This window comes from Deinococcus frigens DSM 12807, assembly GCF_000701425.1.
In the GTDB taxonomy this organism is placed as follows: Bacteria; Deinococcota; Deinococci; order Deinococcales; family Deinococcaceae; genus Deinococcus; species Deinococcus frigens.
In genome coordinates, this window is record NZ_JNIW01000016.1 from 31,845 (window position 1) to 46,323 (window position 14,479).

Below are 14,479 nucleotides of genomic sequence, written 5' to 3' on the forward strand. Positions count from 1 at the left end.
AATAGCCTCCAACACGCTCTTTTTCCATCAACCATCTACTTTCAACCATCAACCTCTCCGAAGGAGATTCAATGACTCAGAACAAGAGTGGCGTCGTGCAGAGCATTGCCGGACCTGCGGTGATCGCGGACGGCATGTACGGCGCGAAGATGTACGACATCGTGCGAGTCGGCACCGAACGCCTGGTGGGCGAGATCATCCGCCTGGACGGCAACACCGCCTTCGTGCAGGTGTACGAGGATACCTCCGGCCTGACCGTGGGCGAACCTGTGGAAACCACCGGGCTGCCGCTGTCGGTGGAACTGGGGCCAGGGATGCTCAACGGCATCTACGACGGCATCCAGCGCCCGCTGGACAAGATCCGCGAGCTGTCGGGCGACTTTATCGCGCGCGGCATCGAAGTCTCCAGTCTGGACCGCGAGCGCAAGTGGGATTTCACCCCCAGCGTGGGGGTCGGCGATGAGGTCATCGGCAGCGCCATCCTCGGCACCGTGCCGGAGTTCGCCTTCACCCACAAGATTCTGGTTCCGCCGGAAAGCAGCGGCAAGATTAAAAGCATCGTGGCTGCCGGTGAGTACACCATCGACGATACGATTGCCGAACTGGAAGACGGCACAAAACTGCGGATGGCCCACTACTGGCCTGTTCGCGCGGCGCGTCCCGTTGCCAAGAAGCTCGATCCCAGCCTGCCCTTCCTGACCGGAATGCGGATTCTGGACGTGCTGTTCCCCCTCGTGATGGGCGGCGCGGCGGCGATTCCCGGTCCCTTCGGCTCGGGCAAGACCGTGACCCAGCAGAGCGTGGCCAAGTACGGCAACGCCGACATCGTGGTGTACGTGGGCTGCGGCGAGCGCGGCAACGAGATGACCGACGTGCTGGTGGAATTCCCGGAACTGGAGGACCCCAAGACCGGCAACCCCCTGATGCAGCGCACCATCCTGATCGCCAACACCTCCAACATGCCCGTGGCGGCGCGTGAAGCCAGCGTGTACACCGGCATTACCCTGGCCGAGTACTTCCGCGATCAGGGCTACAGCGTGTCCCTGATGGCCGACAGCACCAGCCGCTGGGCCGAGGCCCTCCGCGAAATCTCCTCGCGTCTGGAAGAAATGCCCGCAGAAGAAGGGTATCCCCCTTACCTGGGCGCGAAACTGGCGGCGTTCTACGAGCGCGCTGGGGCCGTCAAGACCCTGGGCGGCGAGGACGGCGCGGTCAGCGTGATCGGCGCAGTCTCGCCCGCAGGCGGCGACATGTCCGAACCCGTGACCCAGGCCACCCTGCGAATCACCGGCGCATTCTGGCGTCTGGACGCGGGCCTGGCCCGCCGCCGCCACTTTCCGGCAATCAACTGGAACGGCTCTTACAGCCTATTCACGCCCATTCTGGACCGGTGGTACCGCGACAACGTCGGTTCCGACTTCCCCGAACTGCGCCAGCGCATCCAGAACATCTTGCAGGAAGAAGCCTCCTTGCAGGAAGTGGTGCAGCTCGTCGGCCCGGACGCTTTGCAGGACAACGAGCGGCTGATCATCGAGGCCGGGCGCATGCTGCGTCAGGACTTTTTGCAGCAAAACGGCTTCGACGCCGTGGACGCCTCGTCCTCGATGCCCAAGAACTACGGCCTGATGAAGATGTTCCTGAAGTTCTACGAGGAAGCCGATGCGGCCCTCAAGAGCGGCGCAACCATCGACGACATCATCCAGAACCCGGTCATCGAGAAGCTGGCCCGCGCCCGCTACGTGGCCGAGACTGAATTCAATGCCTACGGCGAGGGCGTCATGGACGAACTCGCCCAGACCTTCAAGGGAGTGACCGCATGACCCTTCTCCAGAAGGAGTACAACGACGTCGCCTATATTTCCGGGCCGCTGCTGTTCGTGAACGCGGCCAGCGATCTGGCCTACGGCGCAATTGTCAACATCAAGGACGCCAGCGGCAAGCTGCGCGGCGGCCAGGTCATCACTGTGAGCGACCAGAACGCCGTGATCCAGGTGTTCGGCGAAACGCGCGGCCTCGACCTCGCCACCGCCTCGGTGAGCCTGGTGGAAGACGTGGCTCGCCTGGGCGTCAGTAAGGAAATGATCGGACGCCGCTTCGACGGCCTGGGCCGCCCCATCGACGGGCTGCCCGCCGTGGTGGCCGAGAAACGCCTGAGCATTAACGGTCAGGCCATGAACCCCACCGCCCGCGCCAAGCCCGAGGAATTCATCCAGACCGGGATCTCCACCATTGACGTGAACACCAGCCTGATTCGTGGGCAGAAGCTCCCGATCTTCTCCGGCTCCGGTCTGCCCCACAACGAACTGGCGGCCCAGATCGCGCGTCAGGCCAAGGTGCCCGGCTCGGATGAACCCTTCGCGGTGGTCTTCGCGGCGATGGGCCTGACCCAGCGCGAGGTCTCCTTCTTCACGCAGGAGTTCGAGCGCACCGGGGCGCTGGCCCGCGCCGTGCTGTTCCTGAACCGCGCCGACGATCCTGCCGTGGAGCGTCTACTGACGCCGCGCATGGCGCTGACCACTGCCGAGTACCTGGCCTTCGAGCACGGCTACCACGTCCTGGTGATCCTGACCGATCTCACCAACTACTGCGAGGCGCTGCGTGAAATCGGCGGCGCGCGCGAGGAAATCCCCGGACGCCGTGGCTTCCCCGGCTACATGTACACCGACTTGGCCTCCCTATATGAACGCGCAGGCGTGGTGCAGGGCAAGCCTGGCTCGGTCACGCAGATTCCGATTCTGTCCATGCCCGACGACGATATTACCCACCCGATCCCCGACCTGACCGGCTACATTACCGAAGGCCAGATCGTGGTGGACCGCACGCTGAACGCCAAGGGCGTGTTCCCGCCGATCAACCCGCTGCCTAGCCTGAGCCGCTTGCAGGGCAACGGCATCGGCAAGGGGAAGACCCGCGCCGATCACAAGAACGTGTCCGATCAGTTGTTCGCGGCCTACGCCAACGGGCTGGACTTGCGTAAGCTCGTCGCCATCACGGGTGAGGACGCCCTGACCGACACCGACAAGCTGTACCTGCGCTTCGCCGACGACTTCGAGCAGTATTTCATCGGCCAGGGCGATCAGGACCGCAGCATCGACGACAGCCTGACCGTGGCTTGGGGCATCCTCTCCAAGCTGCCACAGAGCCAGTTGACCCGCCTGAGCAAGGACTCCATCGACAAGTTCTACGGCGAGAAGATGGACGACATGTGGCGCGGCGGGCGCAGCACGAGCATCTAAGCAGGCCAGGAGATCTGACCGCTGTAAGTGACAGCGGTCAGACTCTCCAAATCTCCACCAAGAAAGGAGGTGAACACACATGGCAGGACAGATCAGCCCCACCCGCAGCGCCATGCTGGCGAGCAAGGCCAGCCTCAAGACCGCACAGAGCGGCGCGGACCTGCTGAAGCGCAAGCGCGACGCGTTGATCGGCGAGTTCTTCGCGCTGGTCAAGGACGCGCTGGCCGCCCGCGAGGAACTCTCCGGCGTCAGCAAGGGCGCTTACACCAGCCTGTTCGGCGCGAAAGCGTGGGACAGCCCGGAGGCCGTTGAGAGCCTGAGTCTGGCGGGCAGCGGCGATTACGCCATCGACATGCAGATCGACAACCTGTACGGCGTGAAAGTGCCGCGCATCGAGATTCCCGAGCGCGACACCGCCACCACGTTCAGCCCGATCAACGTCGGGGCGCGCACCATCCAGGCCGCCACCGATTTTGGCGGCGTGATGGACGGCATCGTCAAGGTAGCCGCCACCGAGACCAAACTGCGCCGCATTGGCGAGGAAATTAAAAAAACCTCGCGCCGCGTGAACGCGCTGGAACAGGTTCTGATTCCCGGCATTCAGGACGACATCCGCTTTATCCGCAGCGTGCTGGACCAGCGCGAACGCGAGGCCAGCTTTACCTTGAAGAAGATCAAGGCCAAGCTGGAAGCCGACGCCAAGAAGGACAAGGAAAACATGCAGGCCGGGAACCACGGCTCCGCAGCAGACTGAGTCCGAGCGTAGAGAGAGCCGCCCTCCCAGTGGGGCGGTTTTTTGCTGCTCAATCGGACCCGGGGAAGAAGAATTGGCGGCATGACTCCAGACCCGTCACCGTCACCGTCGCATGTTGATCTTGCTCCCAGTCCTCCCGCATAAGGCGCAGGCGATCCGAGACGACGACCGCACCGTCCAGCACGTCCCGCGAGATGCCGTCGGGCCGGTAGCCCAGCTTGCGGGAAACACTTTGTGAAGCCGCATTGTCCTGAAAGACCTCGCTGAGTGCGGCCACCGCGCCGAGTTCGGCGAAGGCCAGATGCAGCAGCGCGGCGCGTGCCCCGGTGCCGGAGCCTTGACCCTGAAAGTCCAGACCGAGCCAGGAACTGGTCCTGACCTCGCGCAGAACCGGGAAGTCGCGGCCCCGCAGCGAGACCATGCTGATGGGTTGGCCGCCGTGGAAGATGCCCAGTTCCAGAATCCACGCCTCTGGCCGCCACTGCCCACGCGTCAGCCCGTGCTGCTGGATCACAAACAGGGCGCGCCGCGCAGGCGGAAGGTGCGTCCAGGGCGTCAGAAAGGGGCGCTGCTCAGGGTGATGGACGCCTTGTGCCGCGACACCGGCGAGGGCGGCCAGTTCCTCGTCATCCGGCGGACGCAATTCCAGGCGCGGCGTCTGGAGGCGCAGGGCGGCCAGGGGCCAGTGATCGGTCAGCATCCGGTCAACCATAAGCCTCCATGCAGGCATACGCTCAGCCGCGCTCCTGCATCAGCCGCCAGACCTGCTCGGGCGTGGCAGGCAGGCCCGTGACGCGTACGCCCGCCGCGTCGCGGATCGCGTTGGCGATGGCGGCGGCCCCCGCCGTGATCGGCGGTTCGCCGACGACGCGCGCCCCGAACGGCCCGTGTTCGGAGGGCCGCTCGACGATCACCGCGTCGATGGGCGGCAGGTCGGTGGAGGTGGGAAACACGTATTCCATGAAGTTGGGGTTGGTCAGTGTGCCGCCCTCGAAGTTCAGGCCCTCGTACAGCCCCATGCTCAGGCCCTGGGCCGTGCCGCCGTGCATCTGGCCCTCGACCAGCAGCGGATTGAGGGCGTACCCGACATCCTGGATACAGACCGCCTCCAGCGGCGTGACGTGTCCGGTATCGGGATCGACCCGCACCCGCATGAGCTGCGCCGTGAAGCCGGGTGCGCCGCCCTTGATCGCGGCGCGGCCCTCGGCGACCACCGGGCCGGGGCCGCCCGCCGTTCCCTGGCCCAGCCGGGCGAGCTGCCCCAGGGTCACGTCCTGTCCGGCCACGCCGCGCACGCGCGCCTGGCCCCCGCTCAGCTCAATGTCGTCGCGGTGTGCCTCGAAATGCGAGGCGGCCAGGTCCAGCAACTGTTCACGTACCTGCTGGCTGGCCCCCAGCACCGCCCCCGACAGACTGATGGTGACCTGCGAACCGCCCGAGGCGGGGGCATACGGTCCGCTGTCGGTGCTGCCCTGCACGATCTCGACGGTCTCCGGGTCGATGTCCAGCGTCTCGGCGACGATCAGCACCATCGAGCTGTGGACGCCGCTGATGTCCACACTGCCCACATGCAGCCGCACGGTGCCGTCGGTGTCCACCCGGCACACTGCTCCGGCAGGTGAGAAGCCCCCCGGCCAGCCGCCGACGGCCAGGCCCACCCCCTCGTGGTGGGGCCGCGCGGCGCGCGATTGCCACAGCGGATGCTCGCGCGCCCGCTCCAGGCAGGCTTTCAGGCCGATGTCCGGCCACGGGCGTCCGGTGCCGGTGGGGTCGCCGCCCTCCACGGCGTTGAGCAGGCGCAGCTCCAGCGGATCGTGCCCGAGGGCGCGGGCGAGTTCGTCCACGCTCGATTCCAGCGCGAAGAGGGCCTGCGGCACGCCGGGCGCGCGGTAGGCCCCGGTGGGCGCGCGGTGGGTCAGGACTTCCAGCGTCTCGATGCTCAGGTTCTCGCAGCGGTACATTCCGCCGATCAGGGTGGCGAGGATGCCCGCGTGCCCAAAGCGGAAGATGCCGTTCTCGATCACGGCGTGCACGTCCAGACCCACCAGGTGGCCGGTCTGATCGGCCCCCAGGCGCACGCGGATCACCGTGCCGGGGGCGGGCATGGTGGTCAGCATGTCCTCGCTGCGCGACAGGACCATCCGCACCGGGCGGTCCAGGTGCAGCGCCACCGCCGTCACCAGCGCGTCGATGATGCCGTACTTCGCCCCAAAACCGCCGCCGACGGTCATCGGCTTGACCCGCACGTCCCCCTCGCGCAGCCCCAGCGCGCCCGCGACCTCGCCGCGCACCGCGTACTGTCCCTGCGTGCTGGTATACACCGTGACCTGGCCGGGCCGGAGTCCGGGCTGCGCCACCACCGCGTGCGGTTCCAGGTACGACTGGTGGACCCACGAATTCGTGTAGGTGCCCTTCACCACGGTGTGCGCGCCTGCCAGCGCTGCCTCGGCGTCTCCCCGCGCAAACGTCCGGCGCTCGTCAATGTTCGACCGCGTGTCGCCGCCCTGCGCGCCCGCCTCGCCGCCGTGCAGGCTCGCCAGACTGGTGTCCGCGCCCGGCACGCCCTGCGGCCACACCAACTGTTCGTCGGTCATGGCCGCTTCCGCGTCGTCCACGCTCTCCAGCACCTGGTAGTCGATGTCCAGCAGCGCGGCGGCGTCGGCGGCCTGCGCCTCGGTGGCGGCGACCACCACCGCGACCGGCTGCCCGGCAAACTGCACCTCGCCCTGTGCCAGGAGCATGCTGGGCCGCGAGTGGGCGGTGCGCCCCCCGTTCAGGTCCGCTGCGGTCAGCACAGCGACCACGCCGGGCACGCTCAGGGCGGCGGAGGCGTCGATGGCCCCGAGCCGCGCGTGCGGGTACGGCGAGAGGACCGGGCGGGCGTGCAGCATGCCCGCGAGGTCCAGATCGGCGGTGTAGCGCGCCCTGCCCCGCACCTTTTCGAGGCCGTCGATGATCCTGCGCCGTTTGCCGAGATAGGTGGTGTCTGTCACGTGGACCTCCTGGGGTTCGGCTGAGAGTCTACGGGCTGGCGCGCTCTGGGACCAGTGCCCTGGAGTCAGCGCCATGTGCCGACTGGGCCGGACACCACTGGGCCAGACACCACTGAGCCAGACACCACTGGGCTAGACTCCGGGGGCCTGACATTCCCCCTTGCTCTGTGCCCCTGTCTCTGTCCCGGAGGTTTCCGCCATCATGCCTTGTCCCGCCGCGTGCCCATGACTTCCCCTCACCCTTCGCCGCCCGCTCTGCCCCTTTCCGGCATCCGGGTGGCCGACTTTACACGCGTACTGACCGGCCCCTTTTGCACCATGCTGCTGGGCGATCTGGGTGCGGACGTGATCAAGATCGAGCCGCCCGGCGGCGACGACACGCGCGGCTGGGGGCCGCCCTTTCAGGAAAGCGATGGGGGACGCGAGTCCAGCTACTTCCTGAGCGTCAACCGCAACAAGCGCAGTGTGGAGCTGGACCTCAAGACGCCGCAGGGCCTGGACGCCGGTCGCAAGCTGATCGCCGCGAGCGACGTGCTGGTGGAAAACTTCCGCCCCGGCACGCTGGAGCGCCTGGGCCTGGGCTGGGAGGCGCTGCATGCCGCGCATCCCCGGCTGATCTACGCCAGCATCTCCGGGTTCGGGCAATGGGGGCCATACAAGGACCGCGCCGGGTACGACGTGATCGCGCAGGGCATGGGCGGCATGATGAGCTACAACGGCGAGATCGGCGGCCCGCCGCTGCGGGTGGGCGTGGCGGTGGCCGACGTGTTCGCCGGATCGCTGATCACGCAGGCGATTCTGGCCGCGCTCTACGGGCGCGAGCGCAGTGGGCAGGGCGAGCGGGTGGACGTGAATCTGCTGGAAAGCGTGATCGCGCTGGGGTCATCGCAGGTGGGGCGTTACCTGGCGACCGGGGAAATTCCCGTGCCCGTCGGCAATGACCACCGCAGCATCGTGCCGTACGGAACGGTGGCCTGCGGCGACGGCTTCGTGAATATCGCGGTGGGCAACGACGCCCTGTGGCGGCGCTTCTGCGCGGCGCTGGATCTGACCGAGCTGGACGCGGACCCACGCTTTGCCACCAACGAGGGCCGCGTGAAGGGCCGCGCCGAGCTGGACACGCTGATGCTGGGCGGCCTGGCCCGCTTGACCCGTCAGGACATCATGGACCGGCTGGAACGGACGGGCGTGCCGTGCGGCCCCGTCAACAACATGGCCGAGGTGTTTGATGATCCGCATGTGCGGGCGCGCGGCGTGGCGGTAGAGGTGGAGCATGCGTCGCTGGGCCACACCACCGTCACCTCGCCGCCGTGGGACATCGGGGGACGGACCCTGCCCGTGCGCCGCGCCCCGCCCACGCTGGGGCAGCACACAGCGGAGGTGCTGGGGGAGCTGGAATCTGGGACTTGAGCGGGTTCGCCGGTCATACCCCTCCTGACCCCGGCCCTCGCTCACGAGGGGAGGGGGAAGCAAGCACTTCTATTCCAGTTCCGTCAGCGGTCCCAGCGCCACTCCCGTCCAGCGGTCCAGCGGGCAGAGCCTCAACACCTCGCGCACAGCCCCGGTGCTGACCTTGGCGTAGTGATCCACCAGTTGCGGGGTCGTCTCGGCCCGCCCAGTTGCCAGGTATTCCATGCCCAGCGCGAACAGGCGGCCCTGCGGCGTTTCGGCGCGCAGCAGCGTGGACACCGCCAGTTTGCGGGCGGCGCGGCGCACGGCGGGTTCGGTGATCAGCGCGTCGGCGTCGCGCAGCACGGCGCGGAAGATGTCCAGCACGGCCTGAGCGCGGGCCGGATCGCAGGAGAAGCCGCCCTCGAAACTCCCGGCGTCGCGGTATTCCAGATGGGCCAGATCGGCGCTGTCGGCCAGGCCGGTGTCCAGCAGCGCCCAGTACAGCGCGCCGTTCTCGCCGCCGATCAGGTCGGCCAGCACGCCCGCCGCCTCGCGCAGGGGGTGGGTCACGGGCAGGCCGGGAGCGGCGAGGGCCACCTGCACGCGGCTCAGTTCGGGGTCCGGGACCACGCGCACGCGGGCGGGGAAAGCCGGGATGGGCGGCGGCTCTACACCGGGCGCATCGGCAGCAGGCCAGTCCGCCAGATTCGCCGTGGCCCACTCCAGAACCGCCTCTGGACCGAACGCACCCGTCAGCGCCAGCGTCACGCGGGATGCGCCGTAGCGGGCGCGGTGGTTGTGGGTCAGGGCCTCGCGGCTCAGGTCCCCCACCGTCTGAGTGGTCCCCAGGATCAGGTGCCCCAGCGGGTGCGCGCCCCAGTAGTCGGCCCGCAATTCGTCGATCACGCGGATGCCCGGCTGGTCGGCGTACATGGCGATTTCTTCCAGAATCACGCCGCGCTCGGCCTCCAGATCGCTTTCACGCAACGCCGGGCGCATCAATTCGGTCAGGGTGTCCAGCAGTTCGCCCGTCTGTTCGGGCAGGCAGGCGGCGTGGTAGACGGTGGCCTCCTCGCCGGTAAAGGCGTTGGACTGCCCCCCCAGATCGTCCAGCCGCTCGTTCAGAACCGAAGCCGAGAGCCGCTCAGACCCCTTGAACATCAGGTGTTCGAGGAAATGACTCGCGCCCATTTCCTGCGGCAACTCGTCGCGCGCCCCGGTGTTGACGAAGTATCCGGCGGCGACGGTCTGCGCGACCGGGTCTGCCTCCAGGAGCAGGGTCAGACCGTTGGGCAGAACGTGGGTCAGAGGTTCGATACCACCCCTAAACATTTTCCGGCCCCAGCGTGACAATCGTGATTTCCGAAACCGGGTCGTAGGCCGCCAGAAAGCTGTTCACGCTTTCCAGGGTCAGTGCGTCCAGACTTGCGCGCAATTCGGCCAGCGGGCGTACCTGCCCGAACACGGCCACGTCACGCGTCAACGCCCCGGCGCGGGCGCGCATGGATTCCGCGCTGAAGACCACGCTGGCACGCAGGCCGCTGCGGGCGCGGCGGAACTCGTCGGCGCTCAGACCCTGGGGCAGGCGCGCGAGTTCGGCCAGCATCACCTCCAGCGTTTCAGGGGCGCGGGCCGGGGTGCTGCCCGCGTAGGCCGTCAGAAAGCCCTGGCCGCCCAGCAGCACCGGCGAGGCGCTGACCGCGTAGGCCAGCCCACGCTCCTCGCGCACGGCATGGAACAGGCGGCTGGCACTGCCCCCGGACAGCGCCGTTAAGGCCACCTGCCACGCCAGCCAGCGCGAATCGCCAGGCGCGATGCCGGGGGCGGTCAGGCTCAGGTGGGTTTGCTCGGCGTCCGCATCCGTGACATGGACGCGCCGCCCGGCCTGAAAATCTGCCGTCGCCTGGGGCTGCCGTCCGGGGCGCAAGCCTGCCAGAGCGTCGGAAACCAGACTCAGCGCCGCTTCCTGCTCCAGATCGGCCACCAGCCCCAGCACCGCGCCCGCCTGCCCATAGGCGTCCAGATGCGCCCGCAAGGTGTCGGCGGTCAACCCCTCCAAACCCTTCAGCGTGCCGCTGGGCGGGTGCGCGAAGCCTGCCAGCGGGGAGTCGGCGGGGCGAGGAAAGGTCACCCGCCGGGCCTCTAACGCTAGCAGGTCGGGCGGGCTGTCCTGAAGGCCGTCCAGATCCTGCCGCGCCAGATCGGTCAGCACGGGCAATTCGGCCTCCGGCAGATCGGGGCGCAGCAATACATCGGCCACCAGCGTCAGTGAGGCTCCCAGATCATCGCGCAGGCCAGACACGCCCATGCGCGTCGCCTCCGGCCCCACGCCGCCGCCCCGGCGCACGCCCAGGTCATCGAAGGCGTCCTGCAAGGCGCGGGCGTCGCGGCCCGCCACGCCCTTGAACAGCCACTCCTCCAGCACGCCCGACGAACCTTCCTGGCCCACTGGATCATGGGCGCTGCCCACTGGCAGGCGCAGATCAAAGGCGAAACCCGGCCCGGCCCGGCGTTCAAAAGCCAGCCGCAGGCCGCCGGACAGCGTCCACAATTCAGAGGCGGGGGGAGCTTGGGGCAAGGCATGCATCCGGCGATTGTAGAGGGTTGTGGGTAAACGGATGTGGGATGTGGGGGAATTCGCCGGGGGGTGGAAGCCGAAGAAACGGGCATTTCTACAACTTTCCCCTGATTCTCCCCTGGCCCCAGGGCGGCATGCTGGGACCGTGAAGCGTTTTCTGGGGCTGATTGTTTTTCTGGCGTTGCTGGCCGGGGCGCTGTATCTGCTGTGGCCGCAGATCAGGAACGCCCAGCGATACTCGGCGCTGCTGTCCGCGCCCACGCCAGCCGAAGACAGCCTCCCCAGTCCGCTGCCCGGCCAGAATCTGACCGACACCTGGGGCGCGGCCCGCAGCCAGGGGCGCAGGCACGAGGGCATTGACATCTTCGCCAAACGAAATACACCCATTCATGCCACCACGCGCGGCATCGTGTTGAATGTCGGCCCCAACGGGCTGGGCGGGCGCACGGTGATGGTCCTTGGCCCCGGCGGGCAGCGGCACTATTACGCGCACCTGGAGAAATACCCGGAGTTAGAACGAGGCGAGTGGATAGAGGCGGGAACTGTCGTGGGCTATGTGGGCAACAGTGGCAACGCCAAGAACACGCCTCCGCATCTGCATTACGGAATTTACGCGGGCGGCGGGGCCATTAATCCGTATGGATTGCTGGAGAAGAACCCAGCCGCGCCCTGATCTCCGGCCACTCGTCCGCCGTGATGGAGTACATCACCGTGTCGCGCAAGGTTCCGTCCTGACGGCGCTGGTGCCGCCGCAACACACCCTCGCGCACCGCGCCGAGTTTCTCGATGGCGCGCTGGGAGCGGATGTTCAGGTTGTCGGTCTTGAGCTGCACGCGCTGCATCCCTAACTCCCCAAAGGCGTGGGCCAGCAGCAACAGCTTCATACGGCGGTTGATACCCGTTCCCATGTGGCGCGGATGCAACCACGTCCAGCCGATTTCCAGACCCGCGTGCGCCACGCGAATGTCGCCGTAGCGCGTGCTGCCCGCCAGTTCGCCGTCCACCACGATGGTCAGGGGCTGCTGATCGGGGGCGTCCAGTCCTGCCTGATAGTAGGCCGCGTTTGACGGGGAGGTTCCCATCAGGGCCAACTCGTCCGCACAATCTGCGGCCAGGGCGCACAGGCCGGGAATATCCGCCTCAGTCAGCGGGCGCAGGGTCAGACTGCCGTCGGTCAGGGTGGTGGAGTGGTGCATGGGGGGAGTTTAGACCTCCAAGGCCAAGTCCGCCCTCAAGACCGCCCAAGTCTGGCCTGAATCTGGAAAACCACGCGCCTGACCACTCGCATCAAAGCCCGGACAGCAGGCGGCGGCACAGCGCGGCCCCCTGCGACCAGCATCTGACACAGTTGAGGGTCACACGCCCACCACAACGAATTCGTCCTAACCCACAGCACCGGACGCCCTTCCGGGCTGGCTTCCAGCCCCAGCAGACGCATGGGGTAGCAGTCCGCGCCCTCCGAAAGCCGGACGGCCTCGCCCACCACCTCGCCATGTGCGCCGCATTCCTCCCACGCCTCGCGGACGGCGGCCTGCTGAGGCGTCTCATTGGGATGGATACCGCCGCCAGGCAGAGTCCAGCCCCAGGAATCCCGCGCTGACATCAGCACCCGGCCCTCGTATTCAATCCACGCGCAGGCCCGCCCGATCCGGTCCTCACCGGGCGAGAGGTTGAGGAAGGGTTGGGCGCTCACGCCAGCACCGCCAACGCTTGTTCCAGACTCGCGCCGCGCTTACGCAGAGCAGCCAGTGAACCGGAGGCGTGCAACTGCTCAGCGGCGGCGTAAAGGGCCAGTTCACTCTCCCGGTGAATCTGAAAGTAGCCGTGATCCAGCGGCATGCCCCGGTCCATATGGAAGGTGAATTGCCAGACGGTGCAGGCCCGGACCACGCTCTGCGGTGCGCGGCTGACCGTCACGTTCCTCTGGCTGGGATAGGAGGTTTTGGTCAGTGCCTCGCTGTGTCCGGCCCACAGATCGGCGGCGGCGTAGGAAAGGTGTCCGACGCGCTGCATCAGCATGGCCCCCAGGCACAGCGGGCAGGGTTCCACGGTGGAAACGAGCGTCAATGTCCGGCACTCCGCCGCCGACAGTTCCGGCAGGGTCAGGAGGGCGTTGACCTCGGCGTGGCCCAGCCGATGCCCGGAAATGACACCGTCGACCTTCTTTTCCTCGCCCAGCCGGTTGCGCCCCCGCGCAATGACCTGCCCGTCCGCGTCCACCACGCACGCCCCAATCGGGTACGAGCCAAGCAGGTATGTCTCCCAGGCTCCTTCGAGGGCCGCGTGCCAGCCGGGAGACAGTGTTTCCACAGTCCCGTTCATAGCTCCCCCCGATACCGCTCGACCAGCTCGTCCAGCGCCTCGCGCAGCAGGCTGGCTTCCGTCCGGCCCAGCGCGCCGCTCAGTTTGCTCAGGCGTTCCAGTTGGCTCTTGGGGTAATAATTGGATTTGAGGACCATCTTGGACTCCACGAAGATGCAGGCGCGGCCCCGGCCCTCGCGTTTGGCTCGCAGCAGGGCCTCGTCGGCGGCGCGGTACAGCTCGGCATACTCACTGGCGTGGGCGGGACGGGCGGCCAGCCCCACGCTCAGGCCCAGGCTGCGCGGCCAGTGCGGATCGCGGTGGATATGAAAGTGGCGGATCATCTCGTCGAACAGGATCAACGCGGTCTCTGCGGCGCTTTCCGGCAGGATCACGGCGTACTCGTCGCCGCCGATGCGCCCGATGATGCTGCCCGACGGCAGACTGCCCGACAGCAGGCGCTCCACGGCGCGCAGCACGCGGTCTCCCTCAGTGTGGCCCAGGGTGTCGTTGAGGGTCTTGAAGTGATCGAGGTCAAGCACAGCAAGCGTGAGTGGGGTATGTCCCAGCTTGGCAAAGGCGTCTTCAAACGGATTGCGGGACAGGATATCGGGGCGGGCCATAGGGGTTCCTCCTGGTCTAGAATCTAGCTATATTGGTCTGACATATATATGTTATACAGACTAGGTGGGGCAGGTATACGCTGTTTAGACGTGCTGGCGCACCTTGAGCGCCCTACACTCAAATTGTCAGATGATTCCGCTTGACATTTTTATAACAGCAGGGCTAGTCTGCCGTTTGGAACGGCAAAAACCCGGCGCGGAGATTCCGGCGCGGGCACGGCTCCACACTTCATTCGCAGGAGGAATATCCATGCTTAAACCTTTAGGTGATCGTGTACTGGTAGAAATCGTCGAGGACACCGAGCAGAAGACGGCGGGCGGCCTGTTCGTCCCCGATTCCGCCAAGGAAAAGAGCCAGCGTGGCAAGGTCATTTCCGTGGGCAGCGGCAAGATGCTGGACAACGGCACCCGCGTCGCTCTGGATGTCAAGGAAGGCGACACCGTGTACTTCGCCAAGTACGGCGGCACCGAAGTCAACCTGGAAGGCAAGAACTACTCGATCCTGGCCGAGCGCGACATCCTCGCCATCGTCGAGTAAGGACGAGCAAGACCGTCCACTTTTGACCTCCACCCTTTCAAACTTTTAGACCCACTCCGAAGGAG

At 66.9% G+C, this 14,479-nt stretch carries 14 protein-coding genes; 6 read left to right on the forward strand and 8 right to left on the reverse strand.

Features of this window, described 5'->3' with window-relative positions; genetic code table 11:
* The first annotated feature begins 71 nt into the window (after positions 1-71).
* From Q322_RS0108045 to Q322_RS0108055, 3 genes are all read left to right on the forward strand, one after another.
* On the forward strand, positions 72-1,820 hold the full coding sequence (locus Q322_RS0108045; protein WP_029477368.1) for a V-type ATP synthase subunit A: 1,749 nt from the start codon (positions 72-74) through the stop codon (positions 1,818-1,820).
* Positions 1,817-3,235, forward strand: a complete 1,419-nt coding sequence (locus Q322_RS0108050) for a V-type ATP synthase subunit B (RefSeq protein ID WP_029477369.1) — start codon at positions 1,817-1,819, stop codon at positions 3,233-3,235. The genes Q322_RS0108045 and Q322_RS0108050 overlap by 4 nt, the downstream gene beginning before the upstream one ends.
* Before the next feature lie 79 nt (positions 3,236-3,314).
* Positions 3,315-3,989, forward strand: coding sequence for a V-type ATP synthase subunit D (locus Q322_RS0108055; RefSeq protein WP_029477370.1), 675 nt, complete (start codon positions 3,315-3,317; stop codon positions 3,987-3,989).
* Positions 3,990-4,038: 49 nt separating this feature from the next.
* Here Q322_RS0108055 and Q322_RS0108060 read toward each other — a convergent pair whose 3' ends face one another.
* Together Q322_RS0108060 and Q322_RS0108065 are read right to left on the reverse strand one after the other, a co-directional pair.
* Positions 4,039-4,701, reverse strand: coding sequence for a GNAT family N-acetyltransferase (locus Q322_RS0108060; RefSeq protein WP_211248881.1), 663 nt, complete (start codon positions 4,699-4,701; stop codon positions 4,039-4,041).
* A 22-nt stretch (positions 4,702-4,723) separates the two neighbouring features.
* On the reverse strand, positions 4,724-6,982 hold the full coding sequence (locus Q322_RS0108065) for a xanthine dehydrogenase family protein molybdopterin-binding subunit (RefSeq protein WP_029477372.1): 2,259 nt from the start codon (positions 6,980-6,982) through the stop codon (positions 4,724-4,726).
* Between the two features lie 225 nt (positions 6,983-7,207).
* Here Q322_RS0108065 and Q322_RS0108070 point away from each other — a divergent pair, with 225 nt between their 5' ends.
* On the forward strand, positions 7,208-8,392 hold the full coding sequence (locus Q322_RS0108070; protein ID WP_034418016.1) for a CaiB/BaiF CoA transferase family protein: 1,185 nt from the start codon (positions 7,208-7,210) through the stop codon (positions 8,390-8,392).
* A gap of 69 nt (positions 8,393-8,461) precedes the next feature.
* On the opposite strand, the gene Q322_RS0108075 is transcribed toward Q322_RS0108070, so the two are convergent.
* Together Q322_RS0108075 and Q322_RS0108080 are read right to left on the reverse strand one after the other, a co-directional pair.
* Entirely contained in the window at positions 8,462-9,706 is a 1,245-nt protein-coding gene (locus tag Q322_RS0108075) for a M16 family metallopeptidase (protein ID WP_029477374.1), read from the reverse strand.
* Positions 9,699-10,961: a M16 family metallopeptidase gene (locus Q322_RS0108080; RefSeq protein ID WP_029477375.1), complete on the reverse strand. Its 1,263-nt coding sequence runs from the start codon at positions 10,959-10,961 to the stop codon at positions 9,699-9,701. Before Q322_RS0108080 ends, Q322_RS0108075 begins: the two co-directional genes overlap by 8 nt.
* 136 nt (positions 10,962-11,097) lie before the next feature.
* On the opposite strand from Q322_RS0108080, the gene Q322_RS0108085 reads away from it, so the two are divergent.
* A complete protein-coding gene (locus tag Q322_RS0108085) occupies positions 11,098-11,625 on the forward strand; it encodes a M23 family metallopeptidase (protein WP_034418019.1) in 528 nt (175 codons plus the stop codon).
* Here the strand turns inward: Q322_RS0108085 and Q322_RS0108090 are convergent.
* From Q322_RS0108090 to Q322_RS0108105, 4 genes are read right to left on the reverse strand one after another with little or no spacing between them, the layout of a single operon-like run.
* Positions 11,582-12,148 carry a GNAT family N-acetyltransferase gene (locus Q322_RS0108090; protein ID WP_029477377.1) on the reverse strand — a complete coding sequence of 189 codons (567 nt, stop codon included), beginning with the start codon at positions 12,146-12,148 and terminating at the stop codon, positions 11,582-11,584. The two genes, Q322_RS0108085 and Q322_RS0108090, sit on opposite strands and share 44 nt — an antisense overlap.
* 35 nt (positions 12,149-12,183) lie before the next feature.
* The gene (locus Q322_RS0108095) at positions 12,184-12,645 is read right to left on the reverse strand and encodes an NUDIX hydrolase (protein WP_029477378.1); all 462 of its coding nucleotides are present in this window, start codon (positions 12,643-12,645) and stop codon (positions 12,184-12,186) included.
* Positions 12,642-13,274: a nucleoside deaminase gene (locus Q322_RS0108100; protein WP_034418021.1), complete on the reverse strand. Its 633-nt coding sequence runs from the start codon at positions 13,272-13,274 to the stop codon at positions 12,642-12,644. The genes Q322_RS0108095 and Q322_RS0108100 overlap by 4 nt, the downstream gene beginning before the upstream one ends.
* Positions 13,271-13,876 carry a GGDEF domain-containing protein gene (locus Q322_RS0108105; RefSeq protein ID WP_029477381.1) on the reverse strand — a complete coding sequence of 202 codons (606 nt, stop codon included), beginning with the start codon at positions 13,874-13,876 and terminating at the stop codon, positions 13,271-13,273. The genes Q322_RS0108100 and Q322_RS0108105 overlap by 4 nt, the downstream gene beginning before the upstream one ends.
* A gap of 250 nt (positions 13,877-14,126) precedes the next feature.
* On the opposite strand from Q322_RS0108105, the gene groES reads away from it, so the two are divergent.
* Positions 14,127-14,414, forward strand: coding sequence for a co-chaperone GroES (groES, locus tag Q322_RS0108110; RefSeq protein WP_029477383.1), 288 nt, complete (start codon positions 14,127-14,129; stop codon positions 14,412-14,414).
* Positions 14,415-14,479: the final 65 nt, after the last annotated feature.

Bases quoted from the DNA above. Each gene is read 5' to 3' on its own strand.
- Q322_RS0108045 (WP_029477368.1), top strand. From the start codon at position 72: ATGACTCAGAACAAGAGTGGCGTCGTGCAGAGCATTGCCGGACCTGCG.
- Q322_RS0108050 (WP_029477369.1), top strand. From the start codon at position 1,817: ATGACCCTTCTCCAGAAGGAGTACAACGACGTCGCCTATATTTCCGGG.
- Q322_RS0108055 (WP_029477370.1), top strand. From the start codon at position 3,315: ATGGCAGGACAGATCAGCCCCACCCGCAGCGCCATGCTGGCGAGCAAG.
- Q322_RS0108060 (WP_211248881.1), bottom strand. From the start codon at position 4,701: ATGGTTGACCGGATGCTGACCGATCACTGGCCCCTGGCCGCCCTGCGC.
- Q322_RS0108070 (WP_034418016.1), top strand. From the start codon at position 7,208: ATGACTTCCCCTCACCCTTCGCCGCCCGCTCTGCCCCTTTCCGGCATC.
- Q322_RS0108075 (WP_029477374.1), bottom strand. From the start codon at position 9,706: ATGTTTAGGGGTGGTATCGAACCTCTGACCCACGTTCTGCCCAACGGT.
- Q322_RS0108080 (WP_029477375.1), bottom strand. From the start codon at position 10,961: ATGCATGCCTTGCCCCAAGCTCCCCCCGCCTCTGAATTGTGGACGCTG.
- Q322_RS0108090 (WP_029477377.1), bottom strand. From the start codon at position 12,148: ATGCACCACTCCACCACCCTGACCGACGGCAGTCTGACCCTGCGCCCG.
- Q322_RS0108100 (WP_034418021.1), bottom strand. From the start codon at position 13,274: ATGAACGGGACTGTGGAAACACTGTCTCCCGGCTGGCACGCGGCCCTC.
- Q322_RS0108105 (WP_029477381.1), bottom strand. From the start codon at position 13,876: ATGGCCCGCCCCGATATCCTGTCCCGCAATCCGTTTGAAGACGCCTTT.
- groES (WP_029477383.1), top strand. From the start codon at position 14,127: ATGCTTAAACCTTTAGGTGATCGTGTACTGGTAGAAATCGTCGAGGAC.